At 59.2% G+C, this 26,476-nt stretch carries 23 protein-coding genes; 16 read left to right on the forward strand and 7 right to left on the reverse strand.

What is annotated here, in order from left to right:
* Positions 1-19: 19 nt before the first annotated feature.
* From fmt to ACK6BI_RS16475, 4 genes are read left to right on the forward strand one after another with little or no spacing between them, the layout of a single operon-like run.
* The gene (gene fmt / locus ACK6BI_RS16460) at positions 20-979 is read left to right on the forward strand and encodes a methionyl-tRNA formyltransferase (protein ID WP_409317882.1); all 960 of its coding nucleotides are present in this window, start codon (positions 20-22) and stop codon (positions 977-979) included.
* Positions 976-2,286 (forward strand): 16S rRNA (cytosine(967)-C(5))-methyltransferase RsmB, encoded by a 1,311-nt coding sequence (gene rsmB / locus ACK6BI_RS16465; protein ID WP_409317883.1) that lies wholly within the window; start codon positions 976-978, stop codon positions 2,284-2,286. The genes fmt and rsmB overlap by 4 nt, the downstream gene beginning before the upstream one ends.
* Before the next feature lie 22 nt (positions 2,287-2,308).
* Positions 2,309-3,685 (forward strand): Trk system potassium transporter TrkA, encoded by a 1,377-nt coding sequence (gene trkA / locus ACK6BI_RS16470; RefSeq protein ID WP_409317884.1) that lies wholly within the window; start codon positions 2,309-2,311, stop codon positions 3,683-3,685.
* Between the two features lie 20 nt (positions 3,686-3,705).
* Positions 3,706-4,020: a tetratricopeptide repeat protein gene (locus ACK6BI_RS16475; RefSeq protein WP_409317885.1), complete on the forward strand. Its 315-nt coding sequence runs from the start codon at positions 3,706-3,708 to the stop codon at positions 4,018-4,020.
* A gap of 50 nt (positions 4,021-4,070) precedes the next feature.
* On the opposite strand, the gene ACK6BI_RS16480 is transcribed toward ACK6BI_RS16475, so the two are convergent.
* Together ACK6BI_RS16480 and ACK6BI_RS16485 are read right to left on the reverse strand one after the other, a co-directional pair.
* Positions 4,071-4,958 (reverse strand): lysophospholipid acyltransferase, encoded by an 888-nt coding sequence (locus tag ACK6BI_RS16480; protein WP_260521641.1) that lies wholly within the window; start codon positions 4,956-4,958, stop codon positions 4,071-4,073.
* A 40-nt stretch (positions 4,959-4,998) separates the two neighbouring features.
* A complete protein-coding gene (locus tag ACK6BI_RS16485; RefSeq protein WP_065260137.1) occupies positions 4,999-5,556 on the reverse strand; it encodes a DNA-3-methyladenine glycosylase I in 558 nt (185 codons plus the stop codon).
* An 81-nt stretch (positions 5,557-5,637) separates the two neighbouring features.
* On the opposite strand from ACK6BI_RS16485, the gene glyQ reads away from it, so the two are divergent.
* The 4 genes from glyQ to ACK6BI_RS16505 all read left to right on the forward strand — a co-directional run bounded on the left by glyQ (position 5,638) and on the right by ACK6BI_RS16505 (position 10,048).
* Positions 5,638-6,591 carry a glycine--tRNA ligase subunit alpha gene (gene glyQ, locus ACK6BI_RS16490; RefSeq protein ID WP_003187265.1) on the forward strand — a complete coding sequence of 318 codons (954 nt, stop codon included), beginning with the start codon at positions 5,638-5,640 and terminating at the stop codon, positions 6,589-6,591.
* Positions 6,588-8,642 (forward strand): glycine--tRNA ligase subunit beta, encoded by a 2,055-nt coding sequence (gene glyS / locus ACK6BI_RS16495; RefSeq protein ID WP_409317886.1) that lies wholly within the window; start codon positions 6,588-6,590, stop codon positions 8,640-8,642. Before glyQ ends, glyS begins: the two co-directional genes overlap by 4 nt.
* 4 nt (positions 8,643-8,646) lie before the next feature.
* Positions 8,647-9,186, forward strand: coding sequence for a D-glycero-beta-D-manno-heptose 1,7-bisphosphate 7-phosphatase (gene gmhB, locus ACK6BI_RS16500; protein WP_409317887.1), 540 nt, complete (start codon positions 8,647-8,649; stop codon positions 9,184-9,186).
* 82 nt (positions 9,187-9,268) lie between these two features.
* Entirely contained in the window at positions 9,269-10,048 is a 780-nt protein-coding gene (locus ACK6BI_RS16505) for a lysophospholipid acyltransferase family protein (protein ID WP_409317888.1), read from the forward strand.
* Positions 10,049-10,205: 157 nt separating this feature from the next.
* Here ACK6BI_RS16505 and ACK6BI_RS16510 read toward each other — a convergent pair whose 3' ends face one another.
* Complete coding sequence (locus tag ACK6BI_RS16510; RefSeq protein WP_409317889.1) at positions 10,206-11,747, reverse strand: sensor histidine kinase; 1,542 nt, start codon at positions 11,745-11,747, stop codon at positions 10,206-10,208.
* A 144-nt stretch (positions 11,748-11,891) separates the two neighbouring features.
* Between ACK6BI_RS16510 and ACK6BI_RS16515 the strand changes: the two genes are divergently transcribed.
* Positions 11,892-12,611 (forward strand): response regulator transcription factor, encoded by a 720-nt coding sequence (locus ACK6BI_RS16515; RefSeq protein ID WP_409317890.1) that lies wholly within the window; start codon positions 11,892-11,894, stop codon positions 12,609-12,611.
* Positions 12,612-12,675: 64 nt separating this feature from the next.
* On the opposite strand, the gene gyrB is transcribed toward ACK6BI_RS16515, so the two are convergent.
* From gyrB to dnaA, 4 genes are read right to left on the reverse strand one after another with little or no spacing between them, the layout of a single operon-like run.
* The gene (gene gyrB, locus ACK6BI_RS16520; RefSeq protein ID WP_409317891.1) at positions 12,676-15,093 is read right to left on the reverse strand and encodes a DNA topoisomerase (ATP-hydrolyzing) subunit B; all 2,418 of its coding nucleotides are present in this window, start codon (positions 15,091-15,093) and stop codon (positions 12,676-12,678) included.
* Between the two features lie 5 nt (positions 15,094-15,098).
* Positions 15,099-16,202, reverse strand: coding sequence for a DNA replication/repair protein RecF (recF, locus tag ACK6BI_RS16525; RefSeq protein ID WP_260521635.1), 1,104 nt, complete (start codon positions 16,200-16,202; stop codon positions 15,099-15,101).
* Between the two features lie 14 nt (positions 16,203-16,216).
* Complete coding sequence (gene dnaN, locus ACK6BI_RS16530; RefSeq protein WP_409317892.1) at positions 16,217-17,320, reverse strand: DNA polymerase III subunit beta; 1,104 nt, start codon at positions 17,318-17,320, stop codon at positions 16,217-16,219.
* A gap of 39 nt (positions 17,321-17,359) precedes the next feature.
* Entirely contained in the window at positions 17,360-18,886 is a 1,527-nt protein-coding gene (gene dnaA / locus ACK6BI_RS16535) for a chromosomal replication initiator protein DnaA (protein WP_409317893.1), read from the reverse strand.
* Positions 18,887-19,452: 566 nt separating this feature from the next.
* On the opposite strand from dnaA, the gene rpmH reads away from it, so the two are divergent.
* The 7 genes from rpmH to rsmG all read left to right on the forward strand — a co-directional run bounded on the left by rpmH (position 19,453) and on the right by rsmG (position 26,471).
* Complete coding sequence (gene rpmH, locus ACK6BI_RS16540; protein WP_003213577.1) at positions 19,453-19,587, forward strand: 50S ribosomal protein L34; 135 nt, start codon at positions 19,453-19,455, stop codon at positions 19,585-19,587.
* A 16-nt stretch (positions 19,588-19,603) separates the two neighbouring features.
* Positions 19,604-20,005 (forward strand): ribonuclease P protein component, encoded by a 402-nt coding sequence (rnpA, locus tag ACK6BI_RS16545; protein WP_065260184.1) that lies wholly within the window; start codon positions 19,604-19,606, stop codon positions 20,003-20,005.
* Positions 19,998-20,243, forward strand: coding sequence for a membrane protein insertion efficiency factor YidD (gene yidD, locus ACK6BI_RS16550; RefSeq protein WP_082302427.1), 246 nt, complete (start codon positions 19,998-20,000; stop codon positions 20,241-20,243). The genes rnpA and yidD overlap by 8 nt, the downstream gene beginning before the upstream one ends.
* Positions 20,244-20,245: 2 nt before the next feature.
* Positions 20,246-21,928, forward strand: coding sequence for a membrane protein insertase YidC (yidC, locus tag ACK6BI_RS16555; RefSeq protein ID WP_409317894.1), 1,683 nt, complete (start codon positions 20,246-20,248; stop codon positions 21,926-21,928).
* Positions 21,929-22,009: 81 nt separating this feature from the next.
* Positions 22,010-23,380 (forward strand): tRNA uridine-5-carboxymethylaminomethyl(34) synthesis GTPase MnmE, encoded by a 1,371-nt coding sequence (gene mnmE / locus ACK6BI_RS16560; protein WP_065260127.1) that lies wholly within the window; start codon positions 22,010-22,012, stop codon positions 23,378-23,380.
* A gap of 551 nt (positions 23,381-23,931) precedes the next feature.
* A complete protein-coding gene (mnmG, locus tag ACK6BI_RS16565; RefSeq protein WP_260521631.1) occupies positions 23,932-25,830 on the forward strand; it encodes a tRNA uridine-5-carboxymethylaminomethyl(34) synthesis enzyme MnmG in 1,899 nt (632 codons plus the stop codon).
* Positions 25,827-26,471 carry a 16S rRNA (guanine(527)-N(7))-methyltransferase RsmG gene (gene rsmG, locus ACK6BI_RS16570; protein ID WP_409317895.1) on the forward strand — a complete coding sequence of 215 codons (645 nt, stop codon included), beginning with the start codon at positions 25,827-25,829 and terminating at the stop codon, positions 26,469-26,471. The genes mnmG and rsmG overlap by 4 nt, the downstream gene beginning before the upstream one ends.
* Positions 26,472-26,476: the final 5 nt, after the last annotated feature.

Raw genomic sequence — 26,476 nt, forward strand, 5'->3', positions numbered from 1 at the left:
CTTTTTACGAGATTCCCCCATGACTGAGCCATTGCGCATCGTTTTTGCCGGTACCCCGGAATTCGCCGCCGAACATCTCAAGGCCCTGCTGGACAGCCCTTACGAGATCGTCGCCGTCTACACCCAACCGGATCGTCCGGCCGGTCGCGGACAAAAACTGATGCCGAGCCCGGTCAAACAACTCGCCCTGGAAAACAATATCCAGGTGTTGCAGCCGCCGACCCTGCGCAATGCCGACGCTCAAGCCGAACTCGCGGCATTGAAACCGGACTTGATGGTGGTGGTCGCCTACGGCCTGATCCTGCCGCAAGCGGTGCTGGATATACCGCGCCTGGGTTGCATCAACAGCCACGCCTCGCTGCTGCCACGTTGGCGCGGGGCAGCACCGATCCAGCGCGCTGTGGAAGCAGGTGACGCCGAAAGTGGCGTGACCGTGATGCGCATGGAAGCCGGCCTGGACACCGGGCCGATGCTGCTTAAGGTGGTAACCCCGATCAGCGCCGAAGACACCGGCGGCAGCCTCCACGACCGCCTCGCCGAACTGGGCCCGCCCGCCGTCGTGCAGGCGATTGCCGGGCTCGCCGCCGGCACCCTGGAAGGCGAAGTGCAGAACGATGAGCTCGCCACCTACGCCCACAAACTGAACAAGGACGAAGCCCGCATCGACTGGAGCCGCCCGGCCATCGAGCTGGAGCGTCTGGTCCGCGCCTTCAACCCATGGCCGATCACCCACAGCACGCTCAACGGCGAAGCCCTGAAAGTGCTGGCGGCGACGCTGGCCGAAGGCAAAGGCGCGCCGGGCACCATCCTTGGCGCCAGCAAGGACGGCCTGCTGGTGGCCTGTGGCGAACAGGCGCTGTGCCTGACCCGCCTGCAATTACCCGGTGGCAAGGCGCTGAACTTCAGCGATCTGTTCAACAGCCGTCGTGAGAAATTCGCCATCGGCACCGTACTGGGTGCAGCGGTGGACGCGCCATGAACCCGCGTCTGGCCGCCGCCAAGGCACTCGCCGCAGTCCTGAGCGGCAAGGCTTCGCTCAACAGCTCCCTGCCGGCACAACTGGACAAGGTCGAAGATCGCGACCGCGGTTTCACGCAGGATCTGGCGTTCGGCACTGCCCGCTGGCAACCACGCTTGTCGGCACTGGCGGAAAAACTGTTGCAGAAGCCGTTCAAGGCGGCGGACGCCGATGTCGAGGCGCTGCTGCTGGTCGGCCTCTATCAGTTGCTCTATACCCGCGTCCCGCCGCACGCTGCCATTGGCGAAACCGTCGGTTGCGCCGACAAGCTGAAAAAACCGTGGGCCAAAGGTCTGCTCAATGCCGTGCTGCGCAATGCCCAGCGCGATCATGAGGCGATCTTCGCCGAACTGGAACGCGATCCGGTGGTGCGCACCGCCCACCCGCGCTGGCTGCAAAAATCCCTGAAGGCCTTCTGGCCTGAACAATGGGAAGCCATTTGCGAAGCCAACAACGCGCATCCGCCGATGATCCTGCGGGTCAACCGCCGTCATCACAGCCGCGACACCTACCTCGGTCTGCTGACGGAAGCGGGCATCGCCGCGCAGCCGTGCACGTTCAGCCGCGACGGCATCGTCCTCGACGCCGCCGCTGATGTGCGCAGCCTGCCGGGTTTCGCCGAAGGCTGGATCAGCGTGCAGGACGAAGCCGCGCAACTGGCCGCCGATCTGCTCGATCTCGCGCCGGGCCAACGGGTACTGGACGCCTGTTGCGCCCCTGGCGGCAAGACCTGCCACATCCTTGAAGCCGAACCGGCGCTGGCCGGTGTCGTGGCGGTGGATCTGGAAGCCAAGCGTCTGGTACGGGTGAAGGAAAACCTCGAACGCCTTGGCCTGAGCGCCGAACTGATTGCCGCCGACGGGCGCGACATCTCCGTATGGTGGGACGGCAAACCGTTCCAGCGCATCCTCCTGGACGCGCCGTGCTCGGCCACCGGGGTGATCCGCCGTCATCCGGACATCAAGCTGACCCGCCAGGCCGACGACATCGCCGCCCTTGCGCAACTGCAAGGCGAACTGCTCGACGCGATGTGGAAAACCCTCGAAGTGGGCGGCATCCTGCTCTACGCCACCTGCTCGACCTTGCCGACAGAGAACACCGAAGTCATTGCCGCGTTCCTTGAGCGCACGCCGGGCGCCCGGGAACTGGATCTGGCCACGCAGGCCGGAATCAAACAACCTCATGGTCGCCAATTGCTGGCCCGGCAGGGTGGGCATGACGGGTTCTACTACGCCAAGCTGATCAAGATCGCTGCCGCGCGCGGCTAAACGGATTCAATGGAGTGACGGGTTGAAAATCATCATCCTCGGTGCGGGACAGGTCGGCGGTTCGCTGGCCGAACACCTGGCCAGCGAAGCCAACGACATCACCGTGGTCGATACTAATGGCGACCGTCTGCGCGACCTCGGCGACCGTCTCGATATCCGCACCGTACAGGGCCGAGGCTCGCTGCCGAGCGTGCTGCGCCAGGCCGGCGCCGACGACGCAGACATGCTGGTGGCCGTGACCAACAGCGACGAAACCAACATGGTCGCCTGTCAGGTCGCCCACACTCTGTTCCACACTCCGACCAAGATCGCCCGCGTACGTGAAGCTTCGTACCTGACCCGCGAAGAACAGCTGTTCCAGAACGAAGCGATTCCGGTCGACGTGCTGATCAGCCCAGAGCAAGTGGTCACCAACTACATCAAACGCCTGATCCAGCATCCCGGCGCCTTGCAGGTGATCGACTTCGCCGAAGGCCAGGCGCAACTGGTGGCAGTACGCGCCTACTACGGCGGGCCGCTGGTGGGGCAGCAACTGCGTCAGTTGCGCGAACACATGCCGAATGTTGAGACACGGGTTGCCGCCATTTTCCGACGCGACCGCCCGATTCTTCCTCAGGGCGACACGGTGATCGAGGCCGACGACGAAGTCTTCTTCATCGCCGCCCGCGAGAACATTCGCGCCGTGATGAGCGAAATGCGCCGCCTCGACGAAACCTACAAGCGCATCGTCATCGCCGGCGGCGGGCAGATCGGCGAGCGCCTGGCCGAGGCCATCGAAAGCCGTTATCAGGTGAAGATCATCGAGATGAACCCGGCGCGGTGCCGCTACCTTTCCGACACCCTCGACAGCACCGTGGTGCTGCAGGGCAGTGCGTCGGATCGCGACCTGCTGCTGGAAGAGAACATCGCCGACGCCGACATCTTTCTCGCGCTGACCAACGATGACGAGGCCAACATCATGTCATCGCTGCTGGCCAAGCGCCTGGGGGCGAAGAAGGTGATGACGATCATCAACAATCCGGCCTACGTCGACCTGATCCAGGGCGGCGATATCGACATCGCCATCAGCCCGCAACTGGCGACCATCGGCACTTTGCTGGCCCATGTGCGCCGTGGCGATATCGTGAGCGTGCACTCCCTGCGCCGTGGCGCGGCGGAAGCCATCGAAGCGGTGGCCCATGGTGATTCGAAGTCGAGCAAGGTCATCGGCAAGGCCATCGAGAACATCGCCCTGCCGCCGGGCACGACTATCGGCGCAATCATTCGCGATGAAGAAGTGATCATCGCCCACGGCGATACGGTCATCGCCGCCGGTGACCATGTGATTCTGTTCCTTGTGGATAAAAAGCATATTCGCGATGTGGAGAAGTTGTTCCACGTGGGACTGAGTTTTTTCTGACCGACCTCGAGGCGAAACCGATGATCGAATCCCTGGAAAAAATGCTCGCCAAGGGTGTGGATAACTCATTGCTGCGCTTCGGCCTCGGCAAGGGCTATCTGGATCAGGGGGAAAATGCGAAGGCCGCCGAACATTTTCAGCACTGCGTCGGTTTCGATCCGAAGTATTCGGCGGCCTGGAAACTGTTGGGCAAGGCGCAGTTGGCGCTGGGTGATCCGACGGCTGCGCGACAGGCCTGGGAGCAGGGACTGGAAGCGGCCCGGGCCCATGGCGACAAGCAGGCCGAGAAGGAAATGACGGTGTTTCTGAAGAAGCTGGATCGGCAAAAGCCGTGAAGCTTGTGGATAACCTCGCCAGCGAGGTTATCCACAGATGAACCCGCGGCTCAGTACCAGCGCGCTTCGCCCGGCGGGCGCTTCTTGAAGCGTTTCATGCTCCACATGTACTGGCTCGGATAGGCCGCCACATAACGCTCGACCACTTGGCTCATTGCGGCGCAGGAGGTTTCGGTGTCGGTGCTGTACATGGCTTCCGGCGCCGCTTCCAAAATCACTTTGTAACCGGAACCGTCCGGCAGACGCAGGGCGTGCAGGAACACGCCGACAGCCTTGCCGCCGGCCAGCATGTTCGGCACGAACTTGCTGGTCAGGGCCTGGGTGGCGAAGAACGGCACGAAGATCCCAGCGGATTCGGCCGGCTCCGGGTCCGCCGGAATCCCCACCTGACCGCCCTTGCGCACTTCCTTGATGACACTGAGGATGCCTTCCTTGGTCGACGCCGCCACGCGGTTGCCCAACTGCACGCGTTGCTTGCGCAGCAATTCATCCACAGCCTTGAGCTTGGGCGGACGATAGAAAATGATCGGTTTGCACTGGCTGCAATAGAAGTGGTTGAGCACTTCCCAGTTGCCCAGGTGGCTGGTGATGCCGACCACGCCTTTGCCCGACGCCAGCGCCTCCTTGAGGATGTCGAGGCCTTCGACTTCGCGTACCAGATCAATGGAACGCTGGGCCGGCCAGATCCAGGCGCAGGCGCTTTCGGTCAGGGACTTGCCGATGTCTTTCAGACTCTGCCCCACCAGACGCTCGCGTTCGGCCGGGTCCATCTGTGGAAAACATTTGGCGAGGTTGATCCGCACCACATCGCGGGAACGGTTGGGGGTTTTCCACATGATCCAGCCGATCGCCGAACCCACGGCCTGCACGGCCCGCCACGGAAGCATGGCAAACAGCCGCAGAGCGCCGACCAGCATGGCGCCTTTAAACTTTTCCACAGGTCACTCCTGATCTTGTGCTGTGCGCGAGGCGGCCATTCTAACCGCCGTTGACCAGCTGCGCGTAGCGGTCGCAATCCTGAGTGTGATCCATGACCATGCCCGAAGCCTGCATCAGGGCATAGCAAATGGTCGGGCCGACGAAGGTGAAACCGGCCTTTTTAAGGCCTTTGCTCATGGCCACGGCTTGCGGGGTAATGGCCGGGACTTCGCTGCGATCCTTGAAATGATTGATGATCGGGCGGTTATCCACAAACGACCAGAGGAACGCCACCGGGTCATCCAGTTCCAGCCACGCCTGAGCGTTGCGCCGGGCGGCATTGAGCTTGAGACGGTTGCGGATGATCCCCGGATCGAGCATCAACTCATCGATTTCCGCGTCGCTCATCTGCGCCACGCGCTGTACGTCGAAGCCGTACAACACCTCGCGATATCGCTCGCGCTTGCGCAGCACGGTGATCCAGGAAAGCCCGGCCTGGAACCCTTCGAGCAAAAGCAACTCGAACAATCCCTGCGCGTCGCGTAGCGGCGTACCCCACTCCTGATCGTGGTAAGCCATGTACAGCGGATCATCGTTGCACCAAAAGCAGCGTGGCATAAGGCTCCAGGGGGTGGAGGTGCGACTGAATCGGGTATACTCCCGCTCTTTAAATCGCAGCCCAAGAAACAGGTGAATTTCGTGAGCCAGCCTACGCCAGCCGTGCGTACCTTCCAAGACTTGATCCTCGCGCTCCAGCAATACTGGGCCGAGCAAGGTTGTGTGGTACTTCAGCCCTACGATATGGAAGTAGGCGCCGGCACTTTCCACACCGCGACATTCCTGCGTGCCATCGGCCCGGAAACCTGGAACGCCGCGTACGTACAGCCAAGCCGCCGTCCGACTGACGGCCGTTACGGCGAAAACCCGAACCGTCTGCAGCACTACTATCAGTTCCAGGTGGTCCTGAAGCCGAACCCGGACAACTTCCAGGAACTGTACCTGGGCTCCCTCAAGCATGTCGGCCTGGACCCGCTGGTCCACGACATCCGCTTCGTCGAAGACAACTGGGAATCGCCGACCCTCGGCGCCTGGGGCCTGGGCTGGGAAGTCTGGCTCAACGGCATGGAAGTGACCCAGTTCACCTACTTCCAGCAGGCGGGCGGCATCGAGTGCTACCCGGTGACCGGCGAGATCACCTACGGCCTCGAGCGTCTGGCCATGTACCTGCAAGGCGTGGACTCGGTCTACGACCTGGTCTGGGCCGACGGTCCGTTCGGCAAGGTGACCTACGGCGACGTGTTCCACCAGAACGAAGTGGAGCAGTCCACCTACAACTTCGAGCACGCCAACGTCGACAAGCTGTTCGAACTGTTCGACTTCTATGAAAGCGAAGCCAAGCGCCTGATCGAACTCGACCAGCCGCTGCCGTTGCCAAGCTACGAAATGGTTCTGAAGGCCTCGCACACCTTCAACCTGCTGGATGCGCGCCGGGCGATCTCGGTGACCGCGCGTCAGCAATACATTCTGCGCGTTCGCACCCTGGCGCGTTCCGTCGCCCAAGCCTACCTGCTGGCCCGCGCCAAGCTGGGCTTCCCGATGGCAACCCCGGATCTGCGTGACGAAGTACTGGCCAAGCTGGAGGCTGCACAATGAGTGCTCAAGATTTTCTGGTTGAACTGGGCACCGAAGAACTGCCACCCAAAGCCCTGAGCACCCTGGCCGAAGCGTTTCTGGCCGGTATCGAAAAGGGTCTGCAGACTGCCGGTCTCAGCTACGAGTCCAAGGCTGTCTACGCCGCGCCACGTCGTCTGGCCGTGTTGATCACCAAGCTGGACACCCAGCAGCCGGATCGCAGCATCAACCTCGACGGCCCGCCACGTCAGGCCGCGTTCGATGCCGAAGGCAATCCGACCCAGGCGGCGCTGGGCTTCGCCAAGAAATGCGGCGTCGAGCTGAGCGAAATCGACCAGAGCGGTCCGAAACTGCGCTACAGCCAGAACATCGCCGGCAAGCCGACCGCCAGTCTGCTGCCGACCATCGTCGAAGACTCGCTGAACGATCTGCCGATCCCGAAACGCATGCGTTGGGGTGCACGCAAGGAAGAGTTCGTGCGTCCGACCCAGTGGCTGGTGATGCTGCTCGGCGACCAGGTCATCGACTGCACCATCCTCGCGCAGAAGGCCGGCCGTGAATCCCGTGGCCACCGTTTCCACCACCCGCAGGCCGTGCGCATCGGTTCGCCATCGAGCTACCTGGCCGACCTGCGTGCCGCTTATGTACTGGCTGACGCCAACGAACGTCGCGAGATCATCAGCAAGCGCACCGAAGAACTGGCAACCCGTCAGGAAGGCACCGCGATCGTGCCGCCGGCGTTGCTCGACGAAGTGACCGCGCTGGTCGAATGGCCGGTGCCGCTGGTGTGCTCGTTCGAGGAACGCTTCCTCGACGTGCCGCAGGAAGCGCTGATCACCACCATGCAGGACAACCAGAAGTACTTCTGCCTGCTGGATGCCGACGGCAAGTTGCTGCCACGTTTCATCACCGTGGCCAACATCGAATCCAAAGACCCGCAGCAGATCATCGCCGGTAACGAGAAAGTGGTTCGCCCACGTCTGACCGACGCCGAGTTCTTCTTCAAGCAGGACAAGAAGCAGAAGCTCGAAGTGTTCAACGAACGTCTGCAGAACGTGGTGTTCCAGGAAAAACTCGGCAGCGTCTACGACAAGGCCGAGCGCGTGTCGAAACTGGCTGCGTACATCGCGGCGCGTATCGGCGGCAACGCTTCGTGGGCTGCCCGTGCAGGTCTGTTGTCCAAGTGCGACCTGGCCACTGAAATGGTCGGCGAGTTCCCGGAGATGCAAGGGGTCGCCGGCTACTACTACGCCCTCAATGACGGCGAGCCGGAAGACGTCGCCCTGGCGCTGAACGAGCAGTACATGCCGCGCGGTGCCGGCGCCGAACTGCCAGCTACCCTGACCGGTGCGGCCGTGGCCATTGCCGACAAGCTCGACACCCTGGTCGGCATCTTCGGCATCGGCATGCTGCCGACCGGCAGCAAGGACCCGTATGCCCTGCGCCGTGCGGCACTGGGCGTGCTGCGGATCCTGATCGAGAAACAACTGGATCTGGACCTGAACGACGCCGTGGCGTTCGCCGTGAATTCCTTCGGCGCGAAGGTCAAGGCTGCCGGTCTGAGCGACGCGGTGCTGGAATTCATCTTCGACCGTCTGCGTGCGCGTTACGAAGACGAAGGCGTGGATGTCGCCACCTACCTGTCGGTACGTGCCCTGAAGCCGGGTTCGGCGCTGGACTTCGACCAGCGTGTGCAAGCGGTTCAGGCCTTCCGCAAACTGCCGGAAGCGGCAGCGCTGGCGGCGGTGAACAAGCGGGTGTCGAACCTGCTGAGCAAAGTCGAAGGCTCGGTGCCGACCGATGTCCAGGCCAAGTACTTCGACAACGCCAACGAGTTCTCGCTGTACTCGGCGATCCAGCAGGCTGATCAGGCGGTACAGCCAATGGCTGCGGCGCGTCAGTACAACGAATCGCTGGCACGTCTGGCTGCACTGCGCGAGCCGGTCGACGCGTTCTTCGACGCCGTGATGGTCAATGCCGAAGACGCCAACGTGCGGGCCAACCGTTACGCGCTGCTGTCGCGTCTGCGTGGCCTGTTCCTGGGCGTCGCCGACATTTCGCTGCTGGGTTGAGGGATTGTTGTTGAAACTGCTGATTCTCGATCGGGACGGAGTGATCAATTACGACTCCGACGCTTACATCAAGTCGGTGGAGGAGTGGATTCCGCTGCCCGGCTCGATCGAAGCGATTGCGCAGTTGAGCAAGGCCGGCTGGACGGTGGCGGTCGCCACCAACCAGTCGGGCATTGCTCGCGGCTACTATGACCTCGCCACCCTCGACGCCATGCACGCGCGCCTGCGCGAACTGGTGGCGGAGCAGGGCGGTGAAGTCGGGCTGATCGTGTATTGCCCACATGGGCCGGACGAGGGTTGCGACTGCCGCAAGCCGAAACCCGGCATGCTGAAAACCATTGCGCAGCATTACGACGTTGCGTTGACGAATGTCTGGTTCGTCGGCGACAGCCTTGGTGACCTGGAGGCCGCCAAAGCCGTCGATTCACAGCCCATTTTGGTAAAGACCGGGAAAGGCGAAAAGACCTTGGGCAAGACCCTTCCGGTCGGCACCCTGATTTTTGACGATCTGGCGGCGATTGCCGCAGAACTTATCCACAACTAGAGTACTTCTGAAGTTCCTGACCAGGGATTGATCGGGAGTGCGCTTGAACAGTCGGGCATCGCCCGTAACGGTAAACGTCGCCATGTCGATACTGCAGGCCATCAGAATTGTCCTCTTTTACCTGCTGCTGGGTACCACCGCCTTGCTGTGGTGCAGCCTGAGCTTTTTTATCGCGCCCTTTCTGCCGTTCAAGGCGCGCTATCGCTTCATTAATGTGTATTGGTGCCGCTGCGCCTTGTGGTTGACCAAGGTGTTCCTGGGTATCAGTTACGAAGTCAAAGGCGCGCAAAACGTGCCTGACCGGCCATGCGTGATTCAATCGAACCATCAGAGCACTTGGGAGACGTTCTTTCTCTCCGCTTATTTCTCGCCCTTGAGCCAGGTGCTCAAGCGCGAATTGCTGTATGTGCCGTTCTTCGGCTGGGCGATGGCCATGCTGCGGCCGATCGCGATTGACCGCGACAACCCGAAAGCCGCGCTCAAACAGGTGGCAGCAAAAGGTGATGATCTGCTCAAGGACAATGTCTGGGTGCTGATCTTCCCGGAAGGCACTCGTGTACCTCACGGCACTATCGGCAAGTTCTCCCGCAGTGGCAGCGCGCTGGCAGTCAATGCGCAGTTGCCTGTGCTGCCGGTTGCACACAACGCCGGCAAGTTCTGGCCGAAAATCGGCTGGGGAAAAAGGCAGGGGGTGATCACCGTGGTCATCGGTGAACCGATGTATGCCGAAGGAACCGGCCCCCGCGCCATCGCCGATCTGAATGACCGGGTGCAGGCGTGGAACGAACAGGCCCAGCGGGAAATGGGGTCGTTGCCACCGGCTCCACAAGCACCGGCAACCAACGATCAGGCGACAGCCTGACTTTTGTGGATAACCTGTGTACGGTTTGTTGGCAACGTTCAGGAAATACTAAATAAGTGACTGATTTACTTATATATTTCTGAACCTGCTAAAACGCCGTAAAAGGTGCATAAGTTTTTTTCGGAAGTAAGGAAACCGGCTGATATAGCCGGTTTTTTTATACCTGCTCTTCGGCAATCATCGGTAACGCCAGACGAAATGTGGTGCCTTGATCGACAACGCTGAGACACTCGATCCGGCCACCGTGGTGATCCACCACAGCCTTGACCATCGATAGCCCCAGGCCCACGCCATCAATACCTTGGGCTGAAGAAAAACGGCGGTACTGACTGAAAAGTTCGGGCAGTTCTTCGGCGGCGATGCCTTTGCCCTGATCGGTCAATTCGCATTGCAGCCAGTCATCGTTACAGCGAACGCACAATCTGACCGTGGAGCCGACCGGGCTGTACTTGATCGCGTTTTCCAGCAGATTGAACAGCGCCCGTGTCAGCAAACCCTGGTCCGCCATCACCAGGCGTTCCTGTGATTGCTCATCCATATCGTTCAGCAGTTCGATACGCTTTTGCTGGGCGATGGGCAGTGCCTGGTCCAGGACATCCATCACCAGCATCGCGAACAGAGTCGGCTGGAATTGATACGCCTCGGATTCGGCCCGGGCCAGCAATACGAAACCATCGGTCAGTTCCAGCGCCCGGCGCACCTGACGTTCGATTTGCTCGAACAACGGCGCATCGGTTCCGGCCTGGTGCCGATGGACGTCGAGGAGGGCGAGAATCGCCGAGTGCGGAGCCCGCAGATCATGGGACAGAAAACGCAGCAACACGCTGCGCTGTTCCTCGGCAGCGCGCTCGGCACTAAGATCGGTGAGGCTCAGCAGCCAGCCAATCGGCGTATCACCATCCACTGGCAACAACGCGGCACGTTCCAGACGCAGGCTGCGATCCTTGGGGTCGCGAAATTCCAGCAGAGGTAAATCAGATAGCGGGGGGCGCGAGTCTGTGGATAAATCCGGATAGCCCAGACTCGCCAGTTGATCGAGGACATCCTCACCCACCAGAGGATGATCGAACAGGCTCCGGGCCTTGCGATTGCCCAGCAGGATTTGCCCCCGTGGATCGCTGATCAACGTCGCTACCGGCAAGTACTCCAACCCATCGGAAATGAACCGTCGCGTATCGCGGGTGCGGCTCATGGCCTGTTCAAGGGCCATGATCTGCCCCTGCAGGCGATCCGCACTGGAAAACTGCGCCCGGCGTCGCTCGGGGAACACCTTCGGTTCACTGTCCAGCCGTGACAGCTCCCAGCCGAAGTACGTGAGCACGACGCTCAGTCGCCGCCAGTTCCAGATCAGATAGCCAAACAGCATGCCCAGCGCCGCCGGTGTCGGTGACCACCAGAGGCGTATTTGCGCCAGGCCGGCACTGGTCAGCAACACACAGGCAATCCCGCCGAGCGTCACCCAGATAGCCAGGCGCGGGCGCCACAGCAACAACCCCAACATACAAGCCACCAGAGCGACCGACAACATTGCGCCGGCCGCCGGTGCAGGCTCCTGCAGATTGACCTGCGCACGCCACGACAACAATGCAGTCAGCGGCAACAGCACTAGACTTATCCACAGCCATTCGCGCACCAGTTGCCGAAACAGGCGTTGAACCTGACTTTGCACACGGCTTTCGTGGCGGCGTCGGTTAATCATGGAATACCGGACTGGGCGGGTTGAATGCTTTCACAGGCGACAGGTCTGAGGGTGTAGATCCGAAGAATCATAGCGGCTCCCCCCACGGCGTGCCGCTTACTTTCATTTGCTTTGCCATAAAACCAGCGACAAGGAATACCGCGTATGCGCGTTGCGATACTGGACGATGAACCCGCCGAACTGCGCCGGGTCGAGCAAACCCTGCAACAAATGGCCGAGGCCGGTGAACAGCCATGGTCGCTGCACAGTTTCGAACGCGCAGAAGACCTGCTGCGACAGCTGCGTCGCGAAACCTTCGACCTGCTTATACTCGACTGGCAGCTTCCCGACCTCACCGGACTGGCGCTGCTGCGCTGGACCCGCGAGCACATGGAAGCACCACCGGCCGCCATCATGCTCACCAGCCGTGACGGTGAGAGCGATATCGTACAGGCGTTGAATACGGGAGCCGACGACTACGTCAGCAAACCATTCCGTCCCAACGAGCTGAAGGCCCGGGTCACCGCCGTGCTGCGTCGGCATAGCCATCAACGCCCGGCTGCGGCCAATATCCTGCGCTTCAATGATCTGGTGTTCGACGATGCCGAGCTGACCGTTACCCGTGAGGGAAAACCGATCATGATGACTGAGCGCGAGTATCGCCTCGCGCATTGCCTGTTCAGTAACCTGGGCCGTCCGTTGTCGCGGGACTATCTATATGAAAGATTCTGGCCCCATGAAGAGATGGCCTCGTCACGACCGCTGGATACCCACATCTATCGCCTGCGCAACAAGCTCGGGCTGACAGCGGATCGGGGTTGGCAATTGCTGACGATTTACGGGTATGGGTATCGATTGGAGAGTGTGGTTTCTGCAGGCCAGTGAACGACAGGCAAATAAAAAAGGCCAACGCGAATGCGTTGGCCTTTTTCGTTGGTACCGAGCGGGATCAGAAATCCAGGTTCGAAACCGACAGGGCGTTGCTCTCGATGAAGTCACGGCGAGGTTCGACCGCATCACCCATCAGGGTGTTGAAGATCTGATCCGCGGCAATGGCATCTTCGATGGTGACTTTCAGCATGCGGCGCACGGTCGGATCCATGGTGGTTTCCCACAGCTGATCCGGGTTCATTTCACCCAGTCCTTTGTATCGCTGGATGGTATGGCGCTTGGTGCTTTCGGCCATCAGCCAGTCCAGAGCGTCCTTGAACTCGGTGACCGATTTTCTGCGTTCGCCACGCTGAACATAAGCCCCTTCGTCCAGCAGTGTGCTGAGTTGGGCCCCCAGGGAAACGACGGTCTTGTAATCGTTGCTGCCGAAGAAGTCGCGGTTGAAGGTGACGTAGTTCGACAGGCCGTGCGAGATCAACTCAACCTCTGGCAACCACACACCACGCTCGCGGTCTTCACGCAGGCTGGCCTTGTAAACCAGACCGGATTTCTCGACGGTGCGCAGACGGGTTTCGTACTGAGCCAGCCAGTCTTGCATCTTCGCGTGGTCGCCCAGCATTTCCAGGCTGACGGCCGGCAGGTAGATGAAGTGCTCGGTCAGCTCCTGCGGGTACAGGCGCGACAAGCGCTTGAGGGTCTTCATCACCATGCGGAAGTCATTCACCAGACGCTCCAGCGCTTCACCGGAAATGCCCGGGGCGTCTTCATTCAGATGCAGGCTTGCGTCTTCCAGGGCCGACTGCGTCATGTACTCTTCCATGGCGTCGTCGTCTTTGATGTATTGCTCTTGCTTGCCTTTCTTGACCTTGTACAGCGGCGGCTGGGCGATATAGATGTAGCCGCGCTCGATCAACTCCGGCAACTGACGGAAGAAGAACGTCAGCAGCAGGGTACGGATGTGCGAACCGTCGACGTCAGCATCGGTCATGATGATGATGTTGTGATAACGCAGCTTGTCGATGTTGTACTCTTCGCGGCCGATGCCGCAGCCCAGCGCGGTGATCAGGGTGCCCACTTCCTGGGACGAGATCATCTTGTCGAATCGGGCTTTCTCGACGTTGAGGATCTTGCCCTTCAGCGGCAGGATCGCCTGGGTCTTGCGGTTACGTCCCTGCTTGGCAGAGCCGCCCGCGGAGTCACCTTCCACGAGGTACAGTTCGGACAGCGCCGGGTCTTTTTCCTGGCAGTCGGCCAGCTTGCCCGGCAGGCCGGCGATGTCCAGCGCGCCTTTGCGGCGGGTCATCTCACGGGCCTTGCGCGCCGCTTCACGGGCACGGGCGGCATCGATCATCTTGCCGACAACCAGTTTGGCTTCGTTCGGGTTTTCCAGCAGGAAGTCGGAGAAGTACTTGCCCATCTCCTGCTCGACCGCGGTCTTCACTTCGGAAGACACCAGCTTGTCCTTGGTCTGCGAGCTGAACTTCGGATCCGGCACCTTCACCGAGATGATTGCTGTCAGGCCTTCACGGGCATCGTCACCGGTGGTGGCGACCTTGTGCTTCTTCGCCAGACCTTCCTGCTCGATGTAGTTGTTCAGGTTACGCGTCAGAGCGGAACGGAAGCCCACCAGGTGGGTACCACCGTCGCGCTGCGGAATGTTGTTGGTGAAGCACAACAGGTTCTCGTTGAAGCTGTCGTTCCACTGCAGGGCGATTTCCACGCCGATGCCGTCATCACGCTGGATGTTGAAGTGGAATACCTGGTTGACCGCTGTCTTGTTGGTGTTCAGGTATTCAACGAACGCACGCAGGCCGCCCTCGTATTTGAACAGCTCTTCCTTGCCGGTGCGCTCATCCTTGAGGACGATGCCGACACCGGAGTTGAGGAAGGACAGTTCACGGATACGCTTGGCCAGAATGTCCCAGCTGAAGTGAATGTTCTTGAAGGTTTCCTTGGAAGCCTTGAAGTGAATCTGGGTACCGGTGGTTTCGCTGTCGCCAACGATGGCCATCGGTGCCTGAGGTACCCCGTGGACGTAGGTCTGCTCCCAGATCTTGCCACTGCGGCGCACGGTCAGGACCAGCTCTTCGGACAGGGCGTTCACCACAGAAACACCTACACCGTGCAGACCGCCGGATACCTTGTAGGAGTTGTCGTCGAACTTACCGCCGGCGTGGAGGACGGTCATAATGACCTCGGCAGCGGATACGCCTTCCTCTTTGTGCACGTCTACCGGGATGCCACGACCGTTGTCTCTGACGGTGATGGACTCATCCGGGTGGATGATGATGCTGATATCGTCGCAATGGCCGGCGAGGGCTTCGTCGATCGAGTTGTCGACCACCTCGAACACCATGTGGTGCAGACCGCTGCCATCATCGGTATCACCAATGTACATACCGGGACGTTTGCGCACGGCATCCAGGCCTTTCAGCACTTTAATGCTCGATGAGTCGTACGTATTTTCTTCGCTCAATGCCTTCACTCCCGATGGTCGTGGGTCTGGGTGATACGGCCCTGTTCCACGTGGAACAGAGCGACTGGCGTTTCCGTCTGCCAGCCTTCCCTCAATAATTCATGATCTACACAGGTGATAAAGACCTGGCAGCGTAAGTCTTCCAGCAAGCGGCACAGCGCGCGACGGTGGCTCTCGTCCAGCTCGGACGGCAAGTCATCCACCAGATAAATACACTGACCGCGCCGGGCTTGGCTCACCAGATGCCCCTGGGCAATCCGCAACGCACAGACCACCAGTTTCTGCTGCCCCCGGGACAAGATGTCCGCGGCATTATGTGCGCCCAGTCTAAGGCGCAAATCAGCACGTTGCGGCCCGGCCTGGGTGTGACCCATTTGCTGGTCACGCTGCAAGGATCCGGCAAGTACGTCACTCAGTTCCCGATCCTTGTCCCAGCCTCGGTAATAGCTGAGCGTCAAACCTTCAAGCTCAACCAGTTCGCTCAAGGTTTGCTCAAAGACCGGTTTCAAGGCTTTGATATAGGCGCGGCGGTATTCATCGATTTCAGCGCTGGCCTGGCACAGTTCCCTGTCCCAAACCGCCTGCGAAACGGCGTCAAGTGTACCATGCCGCAGCCAGGAGTTTCTCTGGCGCAAGGCCTTCTGCAAACGCTGCCAAGTGGCCATGAAGCGCGGCTCGACATGGAATACGCCCCAGTCGAGGAACTGCCGGCGGATCTTCGGTGCGCCTTCCAGCAGACGAAAACTGTCCGGATTGATCAACTGCAGCGGCAGCATTTCCGCGAGTTGCGCGGCGCTACGGGCATTCTGACCGTCGATGCGGATCTGGAATTCGCCCTGACGGTCGCGAGAAATCCCCAATGCGCTGTGACCACCCTCAGCGAGCTCCACCTGCCCGAATACGGTACAGGCGAGTTGCTCATACTGGATGACTGGCAACAGCCGCGTGCTACGAAACGAACGGGCAAGCCCCAGCAGGTGAATGGCTTCCAGAACACTGGTTTTGCCGCTGCCGTTGGCGCCGTAAAGAATATTGATTCGGGGAGAGGGGGAGAAGGTCACCGGGTGCAGATTGCGCACCGCGGTGACCGAGACGCGACTTAGCGACATCCAGAGTCAGCTGATTACAGACGCATCGGCATGACAACGTAAGCCGAATCGTCGTTATCGGACTCCTGCAGCAGCGCACTGCTGTTGGAGTCGGACAGGATCAGGCGAACCTGCTCGGTGGTCATCACGCCCAGCACGTCGAGCAGATAGCTGACGTTGAAGCCGATTTCCAGCGAGCCGCCGTTGTATTCCACGCCCACTTCTTCTTCCGCTTCTTCCTGCTCCGGGTTGTTGGCCTGGATCTTCAACTGACCGCTGGCCAGTTGCAGACGAATGCCGCGGTACTTTTCGTTGGACAGAATCGCGGTACGGCTGAACGCTTCGCGCAGCGCCTGGCGATCACCCAGTACCAGCTTGTCTCCGCCCTTTGGCAGAACGCGCTCGTAATCAGGGAACTTGCCGTCGACCAGTTTCGAAGTGAAGGTGAATTCGCCGGTGGTCGCACGGATGTGATGCTGACCGAGGACGATGCTGACATTGCCGTCCGGTTCGGTCAGCAGACGTGCCAGTTCGAGAATACCTTTGCGCGGCACGATCACCTGGTGGCGGTCTTGCTGACCGATATCGGCCTGCATCGAGCACATTGCCAGGCGGTGACCATCGGTCGCCACGGCACGGATCACACCGGTCGACACTTCCAGCAACATACCGTTTAGGTAGTAACGCACGTCTTGCTGGGCCATGGCGAAACTGGTGCGCTCGATGAGGCGACGCAGTTTGCTTTGATCCAGACTGGTGGTCAGCGAACCCGGGCCTTCTTCCACGGTCGGGAAGTCATTGGCCGGCAGGGTCGACAGGGTGAAGCGGCTACGACCGGCCTTCACCACCAGCTTCTGCTCGTCGACCTTGATGTCGATCAGTGCATCGTTCGGCAGGCTCTTGCAGATATCCATCAGCTTGCGCGCCGGCACGGTGATGGAACCTGTTTCGGCAGGCTCCTCGAGTTGTACGCGACCGACCAGTTCTACTTCCAGGTCGGTACCGGTCAGCGACAACTGCTGGCCATCGACAACCAGCAGCACATTGGACAGTACCGGCAAGGTCTGTCGGCGCTCGACGACGCCTGCGACCAGTTGCAGGGGTTTCAACAGGGCTTCGCGTTGAATGGTGAAATGCATGGTCTAGTCCCTTGCCTTAATAAGCTGCGCTGGTGTTCATCAAGTGGTCAGAGTACGCAGCAGGTTCTTGTAGTCCTCGCGGATGTCCGCGTCGGATTCCTTAAGTTCGTTGATCTTGCGGCAGGCGTGCAACACCGTCGTATGGTCACGACCGCCAAACACATCGCCGATTTCCGGCAGGCTGTGGTTGGTCAGTTCCTTGGACAGCGCCATGGCCACCTGACGCGGACGAGCGACCGAGCGCGAGCGGCGCTTGGACAGCAGGTCGGAGATCTTGATCTTGTAGTACTCGGCGACGGTGCGCTGAATGTTATCCACAGAGACCAGTTTATCCTGCAATGCCAACAGGTCTTTCAGGGATTCGCGAATCAGCTCGATGGTGATGTCGCGGCCCATGAAGTGCGAATGGGCGATCACGCGTTTCAGCGCGCCTTCCAGCTCACGGACATTGGAGCGAATGCGCTGGGCAATGAAGAACGCCGCATCGTGCGGCAGCTCGACTTTGGCCTGGTCGGCCTTCTTCATCAAGATGGCTACGCGGGTTTCCAGCTCCGGCGGTTCGACGGCAACCGTCAGACCCCAGCCGAAGCGGGATTTGAGGCGTTCTTCAAGGCCTTCGATTTCCTTCGGGTAGCGGTCACTGGTGAGAATGACTTGCTGGCCACCTTCAAGCAGGGCGTTGAAGGTGTGGAAAAACTCTTCCTGGGAACGTTCCTTGCGGGCAAAGAACTGAATGTCGTCGATCAGCAGGGCGTCCACCGAGCGATAGAAACGCTTGAACTCGTTGATCGCGTTCAGTTGCAGCGCCTTGACCATGTCGGCGACGAAACGCTCGGAATGCAGGTAGACGACCTTGGCATTCGGGTTCTTCTTCAATAGATGGTTACCCACCGCATGCATCAAGTGCGTCTTACCCAGACCCACGCCGCCATAAAGGAAGAGCGGGTTGTAGCCGTGCTTGGGATTGTCTGCCACTTGCCAGGCCGCCGCACGGGCGAGCTGGTTGGATTTACCTTCGACAAAGTTTTCGAAGGTAAACGTGCGGTTCAGATAACTCGTGTGCTTGAGTGCGCCTTCAACCTGCACGGTGCGCTGTTCGGCACGAACCGGGGCTTGCTGCGAAGCAGCGCCTGCCATCGGATCGAAACTGTCGCGGGACGGCTCCTCGCTGACTTCCTCGGTTTTCTGCGTCGCCGGCTTGGCCGGTGCAGACGCCGGAGCGGGAGCCGGAGCGCTGACAGGAGCCGCGCTAGCTTGCAGCTGAGACGCTGCCGCAGCGGCGGCCAGCGGAGCGTTTGGCGCTGCGCGTGGGGCAGAACTGCGTTTGCTGCCTATTAATAAGGAAAGCGATGGCGTCAGACCGTTCCCATGCTCATCCAGCAATTCAAGGACGCGCCCGAGGTACTTTTCGTTGACCCAGTCCAGAACAAAACGGTTCGGTGCATAGACACGCAACTCGTCGCCTTCGGCTTCGACCTGTAATGGACGGATCCAGGTGTTGAATTGTTGGGCTGGCAGCTCTTCGCGCAAAAGCTCCACGCACTGCTGCCAAAGTTCCACTGACACGGAAATCCCCTAAGTTGAAAGCCGGTGAGGCAAAAACAAGCGGCCATTGTACCGGCGGGACGTTCACTTATCCACACGCAGGTTGCCCGGTGGACATGATTTATCAATACGTTAACCCACGAAAAAGCGACCGACGGTGTGTGAATAAGCTCTGTGGATAAATGCAGCTGAGAGCACTGGACAACTGGGGGCGAAACCCGGTGGATAATCCGCCTGTGGATAACATCATCTTCCACGCACAGGTTATCCGGTCGCGCAGCACAGGCTGATCACGGTTTTCCACTGTAGTTGTCCTTCTCTGTACATCACGTCGAACAAGGACTTGAGCCAGTTATCCACAGAACAGGGCTGGCCTAGCTTTTACAAGCTTTACAGAAAAGCTTTAAATACTTCGCTTCTTTATTTTTATGTTTGGCCGACAAGGTTTCGAGCCTCGAGGCATCCGGGATCTATTTATAAGGAAACGTTGGTTGGAAATTGACCTGTGGACTTGCTTTCTCTAGAATCCCCGGTCTCTTAAAACGGGGGCCATTCCGGCCCGTTGTGGACGAACCAGGTAACACGACATGAAACGTACTTTCCAACCAAGCACTATCAAACGCGCTCGTACCCACGGTTTCCGTGCTCGCATGGCTACCAAGAACGGTCGTGCCGTACTGTCGCGTCGTCGCGCCAAAGGCCGCGCACGTCTGGCAGTTTGATAATCCGGCACTGGAGGTGAGTCAGGACTTCAGTCGGGAAAAGCGTCTGCTTACCCCCCGGCACTTCAAGGCGGTCTTTGACTCCCCTACCGGCAAGGTTCCGGGGAAAAATCTCCTGCTCCTTGCGCGCAACAACGATCTCGATCACCCCCGTCTAGGGTTGGTCATCGGGAAAAAGAGCGTAAAGCTCTCCGTCGAGCGCAATCGTCTCAAACGTCTTATGCGCGAATCGTTTCGCCTGCACCAGGATTCACTGGTCGGCTGGGACATCGTTATCGTCGCGCGCAAAGGTTTGGGTGATGTAGAGAACCCCGAATTGATTCAGCATTTCGGCAAACTCTGGAAACGTCTGGCGCGCAACAAGCCGGCACCAGCAGCCAAAACCGAAACTGTAGGGGTAGACAGTCCAGATGCGTAAACTGGCACTCGTTCCGATCCAGTTTTACCGCTACGCCATTAGCCCCCTGATGGCCAGTCACTGTCGTTTCTACCCCAGTTGTTCCTGCTACGCGTTGGAAGCCATCGAAAATCATGGTCTTCTTCGCGGTGGCTGGCTGACCTTTCGTCGTTTAGGTCGCTGTCATCCGTGGAATCCCGGTGGTTATGACCCGGTTCCACCTGTCCCTACCTCCCGTTCTTCTTCGATGGCCGAGTAATCATGGATATCAAACGCACGATCCTGATCGTCGCCCTGGCAATCGTGTCCTACGTCATGGTTCTTAAATGGAACCAGGATTATGGCCAGGCTGCCCTGCCGACTCAGAATGTTGCTTCCAGCACGACCACCTCCGGTTTGCCGGACACCGTTCCTGGCAATAACGCTTCCGCCAGTGACGATATTCCGCATGCCGCAAGCGATACCAGCACACCTGCAGAAGTGCCGGTCGCTGCCAGCAAGGATCTGATCCAGGTCAAAACCGACGTGCTCGATCTGGCGATCGATCCACAGGGTGGTGACGTTGCACAACTGACCTTGCCACTGTATCCACGTCGTCAGGACCGTCCGGATGTTCCGTTCCAGCTGTTCGACAACGGCGGTGAACGTACTTATCTGGCGCAAAGCGGTCTGATCGGCACCAACGGCCCAGACGCCAATCCGGCCGGTCGTCCGGTCTACTCTTCGGAGAAGAAAAGTTATCAACTGGCCGACGGTCAGGACCAACTGGTCGTCGACCTGAAATTCAGCAAGGACGGCGTCAACTACATCAAGCGTTTCACCCTGAAACGTGGCCTGTATGACGTGACCGTAACCTACCTTGTGGATAACCAGAGCGCTCAACCCTGGACCGGCTCGATGTTTGCGCAGTTGAAGCGTGACAACAGCGCCGATCCTTCGTCGACCACTGCTACCGGTACCGCGACTTACCTGGGCGCGGCCCTGTGGACAAGTTCCGAGCCGTACAAGAAAGTGTCCATGAAGGACATGGACAAAGGTCAACTCAAGGAAACCGTTACCGGTGGCTGGGTCGCCTGGCTGCAACACTACTTCGTGACGGCATGGGTTGCGCCGAAGGGCGAAAACAACATCGTTCAGACCCGTAAAGACAGCAAAGGCAACTACATCATCGGTTACACCGGTCCTTCGCTGACCGCGGCACCAGGTGCAAAAGTTGAAACCAGCGCCATTCTGTACGCCGGCCCGAAAAGCCAGGCTGTCCTGAAGGAGTTGTCCCCAGGTCTGGAACTGACCGTCGACTATGGCATTCTGTGGTTCATTGCCCAGCCGATCTTCTGGCTGCTGCAACATATCCACGCGATTGTCGGCAACTGGGGCTGGTCGATCATCTTCCTGACCATGCTGATCAAGGGGATTTTCTTCCCACTGTCGGCCGCCAGCTACAAGTCGATGGCCCGCATGCGTGCCGTGGCTCCGAAACTGGCTGCGTTGAAAGAACAACATGGCGATGACCGGCAGAAAATGTCGCAAGCCATGATGGAGCTGTACAAGAAAGAGAAAATCAATCCGCTGGGTGGCTGCCTGCCGATCCTGGTGCAGATGCCGGTTTTCCTTTCGCTGTACTGGGTTCTGCTGGAAAGCGTGGAAATGCGCCAGGCGCCGTTCATGCTGTGGATCACCGACCTGTCGATCAAGGATCCGTTCTTCATCCTGCCGATCATCATGGGCGCGACCATGTTCATCCAGCAGCGTCTGAACCCGACTCCGCCGGATCCGATGCAGGCGAAGGTCATGAAAATGATGCCGATCATCTTCACCTTCTTCTTCCTGTGGTTCCCGGCCGGTCTGGTGCTGTACTGGGTCGTGAACAACTGCCTGTCGATTGCACAACAGTGGTACATCACGCGTAAGATCGAATCGGCGACGAAGAAAGCCGAGGCGTAACTTACTCTGTGGATAACACCACTCGAAACGCCCCCTAGTGGGGCGTTTTGCTATCTGCCATTTTTGTCTGGATACCGGTTTATGAGCGTACCTCGTGAAACCATCGCAGCCGTCGCGACCGCCCAGGGCCGCGGGGGCGTGGGCATCGTTCGGATCTCCGGGCCATTGGCCGGCGTTGCAGCCAAAGCCATCAGCGGCCGTGAACTGAAACCACGGTTCGCTCACTACGGCCCGTTCTTCAGCGACGATCAACAGGTGCTGGACGAAGGTCTGGCGCTGTATTTCCCCGGGCCGAACTCGTTCACCGGCGAAGATGTTCTGGAACTCCAGGGGCACGGTGGCCCGATCGTTCTGGACATGTTGCTCAAGCGTTGCCTTGAGCTGGGTTGTCGTCTGGCCCGTCCGGGAGAATTCAGCGAACGCGCCTTCCTCAATGACAAACTCGACCTGGCTCAGGCGGAGGCGATCGCCGACCTGATCGAAGCCAGTTCCGCACAGGCTGCGCGCAATGCCCTGCGTTCCTTGCAGGGAGCGTTTTCCCAACGTGTACATAACTTGACCGAACAGCTGATCGGCCTGCGAATTTATGTCGAAGCTGCCATCGATTTTCCGGAAGAAGAAATCGACTTCCTCGCCGATGGCCATGTGCTTAGCATGCTCGACAAGGTTCGTGACGAATTATCCACTGTTTTGCGTGAAGCCGGGCAGGGTGCGTTGCTGCGTGACGGTATGACCGTGGTGATTGCCGGGCGTCCGAATGCGGGGAAATCCAGCCTGCTCAACGCACTGGCCGGTCGAGAAGCTGCCATCGTGACGGAAATCGCTGGCACCACTCGGGATATCCTGCGCGAACATATCCACATCGATGGCATGCCACTGCACGTCGTGGACACCGCCGGATTGCGCGATACCGATGATCATGTGGAAAAGATTGGTGTCGAACGTGCGTTGAAAGCCATCGGCGAAGCCGATCGAGTATTGTTGGTGGTCGATGCTACGGCTCCGGAAGCGGCCGATCCTTTTGCGTTATGGCCCGAATTTCTTGAAACCCGGCCGGATCCGGCAAAAGTCACCCTGATTCGCAACAAGGCGGACCTGACCGGTGAAGCGATTGCCCTGGAAGTCAGCGACGATGGCCATGTGACCATCAGCCTGAGCGCCAAGGCTGCCGGCGAAGGCCTGGATCTGCTGCGCGATCACCTCAAGGCCTGCATGGGCTACGAGCAGACCTCGGAAAGCAGCTTCAGCGCACGCCGTCGCCATCTGGAAGCCTTGCGCCATGCCAGCGCTGCCCTGGAACACGGCCGTGCACAGCTGACCCTGGCGGGCGCCGGCGAGCTGTTGGCAGAAGATCTGCGCCAGGCTCAACAGTCCCTTGGGGAAATTACCGGAGCCTTCAGCTCCGATGATCTGCTCGGTCGGATCTTTTCCAGTTTCTGCATCGGTAAATAACCCTTCCGTTGTCCACAGACAGGTCCGTTCGCGACCTGTCTGCCCCTCTCTTCGCACTCCTTTGCTTCCATCCCAGGGTAGATTCCTTCTTCCCGAGCGGATTTCTCCTGTCCGCTGCATGCTCATTCATCCGAATTCTGTGGATTAAGCCCTGTGAATAACTGCCGTTAAGGGCAGTTGATAACAGGGCTTCAAAACTGGACACAACCGCCTCTGTGGATAACCATCTCATTCATCCACAGGCTTAAACCGGTTATCCAAGGGCCTCATGGTGACATGGGCACAGGGTTTTGAATCTCTGTACACATTGAAAATTAAGGCTTGTAGCAATCTATCCACAAAGATGATGGGCAGTAAGAATAAGCTTTAAAACAAAGGTTTTATAAATTTCTCTCTTTTTTATTCTTTTAACCGCGAGTTCTCCACAGCTGGTTAAATTTTGTGCAAAGGGTTCTTTAGGAAGGGCGAAGTCCCTATACTTGTCGGCCAGGTCCAGAAACCTGATCTCAAACTATTCCTGAATACCTACTTAAGCAGGCACGAGGTGCGTGGTGGATTTCCCTTCCCGTTTTGAAGTGATCGTCATCGGCGGCGGTCATGCCGGTACCGAGGCAGCACTGGCCTCAGCACGCATGGGGGCAAAAACCCTGCTGCTGACGCATAACGTGGAAACCCTCGGTGCCATGAGTTGCAACCCGGCCATCGGCGGCATCGGTAAAAGCCATCTGGTAAAGGAAATCGATGCCCTCGGCGGCGCGATGGCCATGGCTACCGATCTGGGTGGAATCCAGTTTCGTGTATTGAACAGCCGTAAAGGCCCGGCCGTGCGTGCAACCCGTGCACAAGCCGACCGGATTCTTTACAAAGCCGCTGTCCGCGAAATCCTGGAGAACCAGCCGAACCTGTGGATATTTCAACAGGCCGCTGACGACCTGATCGTCGAGCAGGAGCAGGTCCGCGGTGTGGTCACGCAAATGGGTCTGCGCTTCTTTGCAGATTCGGTGGTATTGACCACCGGTACGTTCCTGGGCGGACTTATCCACATCGGCTTGCAGAATTACTCCGGCGGTCGCGCCGGTGATCCGCCGTCTATTGCGTTGGCTCGTCGTCTTCGTGAACTGCCGCTGCGTGTCGGCCGGTTGAAGACCGGTACACCTCCGCGCATCGATGGCCGGTCTGTGGATTTCTCGGTCATGACCGAGCAGCCAGGCGATACTCCGATCCCGGTGATGTCGTTTTTGGGCAACAAAGAGCAGCATCCACGGCAGGTGAGTTGCTGGATCACCCACACCAACGCTCGCACCCACGAAATTATCGCTTCGAACCTCGATCGTTCGCCGATGTATTCCGCTGCCGGAGAAATCGAGGGCATCGGCCCGCGTTACTGCCCTTCGATCGAAGACAAGATCCACCGTTTTGCCGACAAGGAAAGTCATCAGGTGTTCATCGAGCCGGAAGGCCTGACCACCCATGAGCTGTATCCGAACGGGATATCCACAAGTCTGCCGTTCGACGTGCAATTGCAGATCGTGCAATCGATCCGCGGCATGGAAAACGCGCACATCGTGCGTCCTGGTTATGCGATCGAGTACGACTACTTCGATCCAAGGGATCTGAAGTACAGCCTGGAAACCAAAGTCATCGGCGGTCTGTTCTTCGCTGGCCAGATCAACGGCACCACCGGTTACGAAGAAGCCGGCGCTCAAGGTCTGCTGGCTGGCGCGAACGCCGCACTGCGGGCCAAGGGCAAGGAAGCCTGGTGCCCGCGTCGCGATGAGGCGTACATCGGGGTATTGGTCGACGACCTGATTACCCTCGGCACCCAGGAGCCGTACCGCATGTTCACTTCCCGTGCCGAGTACCGCCTGATCCTGCGTGAGGACAACGCGGACCTGCGCCTGACCGAAAAAGGTCGTGAACTGGGTCTGGTCGATGACGCGCGTTGGGCGGCGTTCTGCAAGAAACGCGAAAATATCGAACTTGAAGAACAGCGCCTGAAAAGCACCTGGGTTCGTCCCGGCACGCCGCAAGGTGACGCGATTGCAGAAAAATTCGGCACGCCGCTATCCCACGAATACAACTTGCTCAATCTCTTGAGTCGTCCGGAAATCGACTACGCTGGTCTGGTCGAAGTGACCGGACCGGGCGCGGAAGATCCACAGGTCGCCGAGCAGGTTGAGATCAAGACCAAATACGCCGGTTACATCGACCGTCAGCAGGACGAAATCGCCCGTTTGCGCGCCAGCGAAGACACGAAATTGCCTGTGGATATCGAATACACCAGCATTTCCGGTCTCTCCAAAGAGATTCAAAGCAAACTGAGTGCCACGCGTCCCGAGACGCTGGGCCAGGCTTCGCGGATCCCGGGCGTGACCCCGGCAGCGATTTCGCTGTTGATGATTCATTTGAAAAAACGCGGCGCGGGCCGTCAGTTGGAGCAAAGCGCTTGAGTTCTAAGGTCACTTCGCAACACGCCGAAGAGTTATCCACAGGAGCCCGTGAGCTCGGTGTCAATCTCACAGAAGCCCAGCACGAATTGCTGCTGGGTTATCTGGCCCTGTTGATCAAATGGAACCAGGCCTACAACCTGACTGCCGTTCGCGATCCGGACGAAATGGTTTCCCGCCATTTGCTCGACAGTCTGAGCGTGATGTCGTTTATCGAAAACGGCCGATGGCTGGATGTCGGCAGCGGTGGAGGCATGCCGGGTATTCCTTTGGCAATTCTGTATCCGGATTCGCAAGTGACCTGTCTGGACAGCAACGGCAAGAAAACCCGCTTTCTGACCCAGGTCAAACTCGAGCTCAAACTGGACAATCTGCAAGTTATCCACAGTCGCGTCGAAGCCTTCCAGCCTGCAGAGCCTTTCAACGGGATCATTTCCCGGGCATTCAGCAGCATGGAGAACTTCACCAACTGGACTCGCCATCTCGGCGACGCCGATACACGCTGGCTGGCAATGAAGGGCGTTCATCCGGCCGATGAGCTGGTAGCATTGCCGGCAGACTTCAAACTCGATAGCGAACACGCCCTGGCCGTACCCGGTTGCCAAGGCCAACGCCATCTGCTGATACTGCGCCGCACGGCATGATTGGG

The organism is Pseudomonas sp. KCJK9016, assembly GCF_046231795.1.
GTDB classification, from domain to species: Bacteria; Pseudomonadota; Gammaproteobacteria; order Pseudomonadales; family Pseudomonadaceae; genus Aquipseudomonas; species Aquipseudomonas bananamidigenes.

Excerpts from the sequence above, each read along its gene's own strand:
- fmt (WP_409317882.1), top strand. The coding sequence starts at position 20 with ATGACTGAGCCATTGCGCATCGTTTTTGCCGGTACCCCGGAATTCGCC.
- rsmB (WP_409317883.1), top strand. The coding sequence starts at position 976 with ATGAACCCGCGTCTGGCCGCCGCCAAGGCACTCGCCGCAGTCCTGAGC.
- ACK6BI_RS16475 (WP_409317885.1), top strand. The coding sequence starts at position 3,706 with ATGATCGAATCCCTGGAAAAAATGCTCGCCAAGGGTGTGGATAACTCA.
- ACK6BI_RS16485 (WP_065260137.1), bottom strand. The coding sequence starts at position 5,556 with ATGCCACGCTGCTTTTGGTGCAACGATGATCCGCTGTACATGGCTTAC.
- glyS (WP_409317886.1), top strand. The coding sequence starts at position 6,588 with ATGAGTGCTCAAGATTTTCTGGTTGAACTGGGCACCGAAGAACTGCCA.
- ACK6BI_RS16505 (WP_409317888.1), top strand. The coding sequence starts at position 9,269 with ATGTCGATACTGCAGGCCATCAGAATTGTCCTCTTTTACCTGCTGCTG.
- ACK6BI_RS16510 (WP_409317889.1), bottom strand. The coding sequence starts at position 11,747 with ATGATTAACCGACGCCGCCACGAAAGCCGTGTGCAAAGTCAGGTTCAA.
- ACK6BI_RS16515 (WP_409317890.1), top strand. The coding sequence starts at position 11,892 with ATGCGCGTTGCGATACTGGACGATGAACCCGCCGAACTGCGCCGGGTC.
- recF (WP_260521635.1), bottom strand. The coding sequence starts at position 16,202 with ATGTCGCTAAGTCGCGTCTCGGTCACCGCGGTGCGCAATCTGCACCCG.
- dnaN (WP_409317892.1), bottom strand. The coding sequence starts at position 17,320 with ATGCATTTCACCATTCAACGCGAAGCCCTGTTGAAACCCCTGCAACTG.
- rpmH (WP_003213577.1), top strand. The coding sequence starts at position 19,453 with ATGAAACGTACTTTCCAACCAAGCACTATCAAACGCGCTCGTACCCAC.
- yidD (WP_082302427.1), top strand. The coding sequence starts at position 19,998 with ATGCGTAAACTGGCACTCGTTCCGATCCAGTTTTACCGCTACGCCATT.
- yidC (WP_409317894.1), top strand. The coding sequence starts at position 20,246 with ATGGATATCAAACGCACGATCCTGATCGTCGCCCTGGCAATCGTGTCC.
- mnmE (WP_065260127.1), top strand. The coding sequence starts at position 22,010 with ATGAGCGTACCTCGTGAAACCATCGCAGCCGTCGCGACCGCCCAGGGC.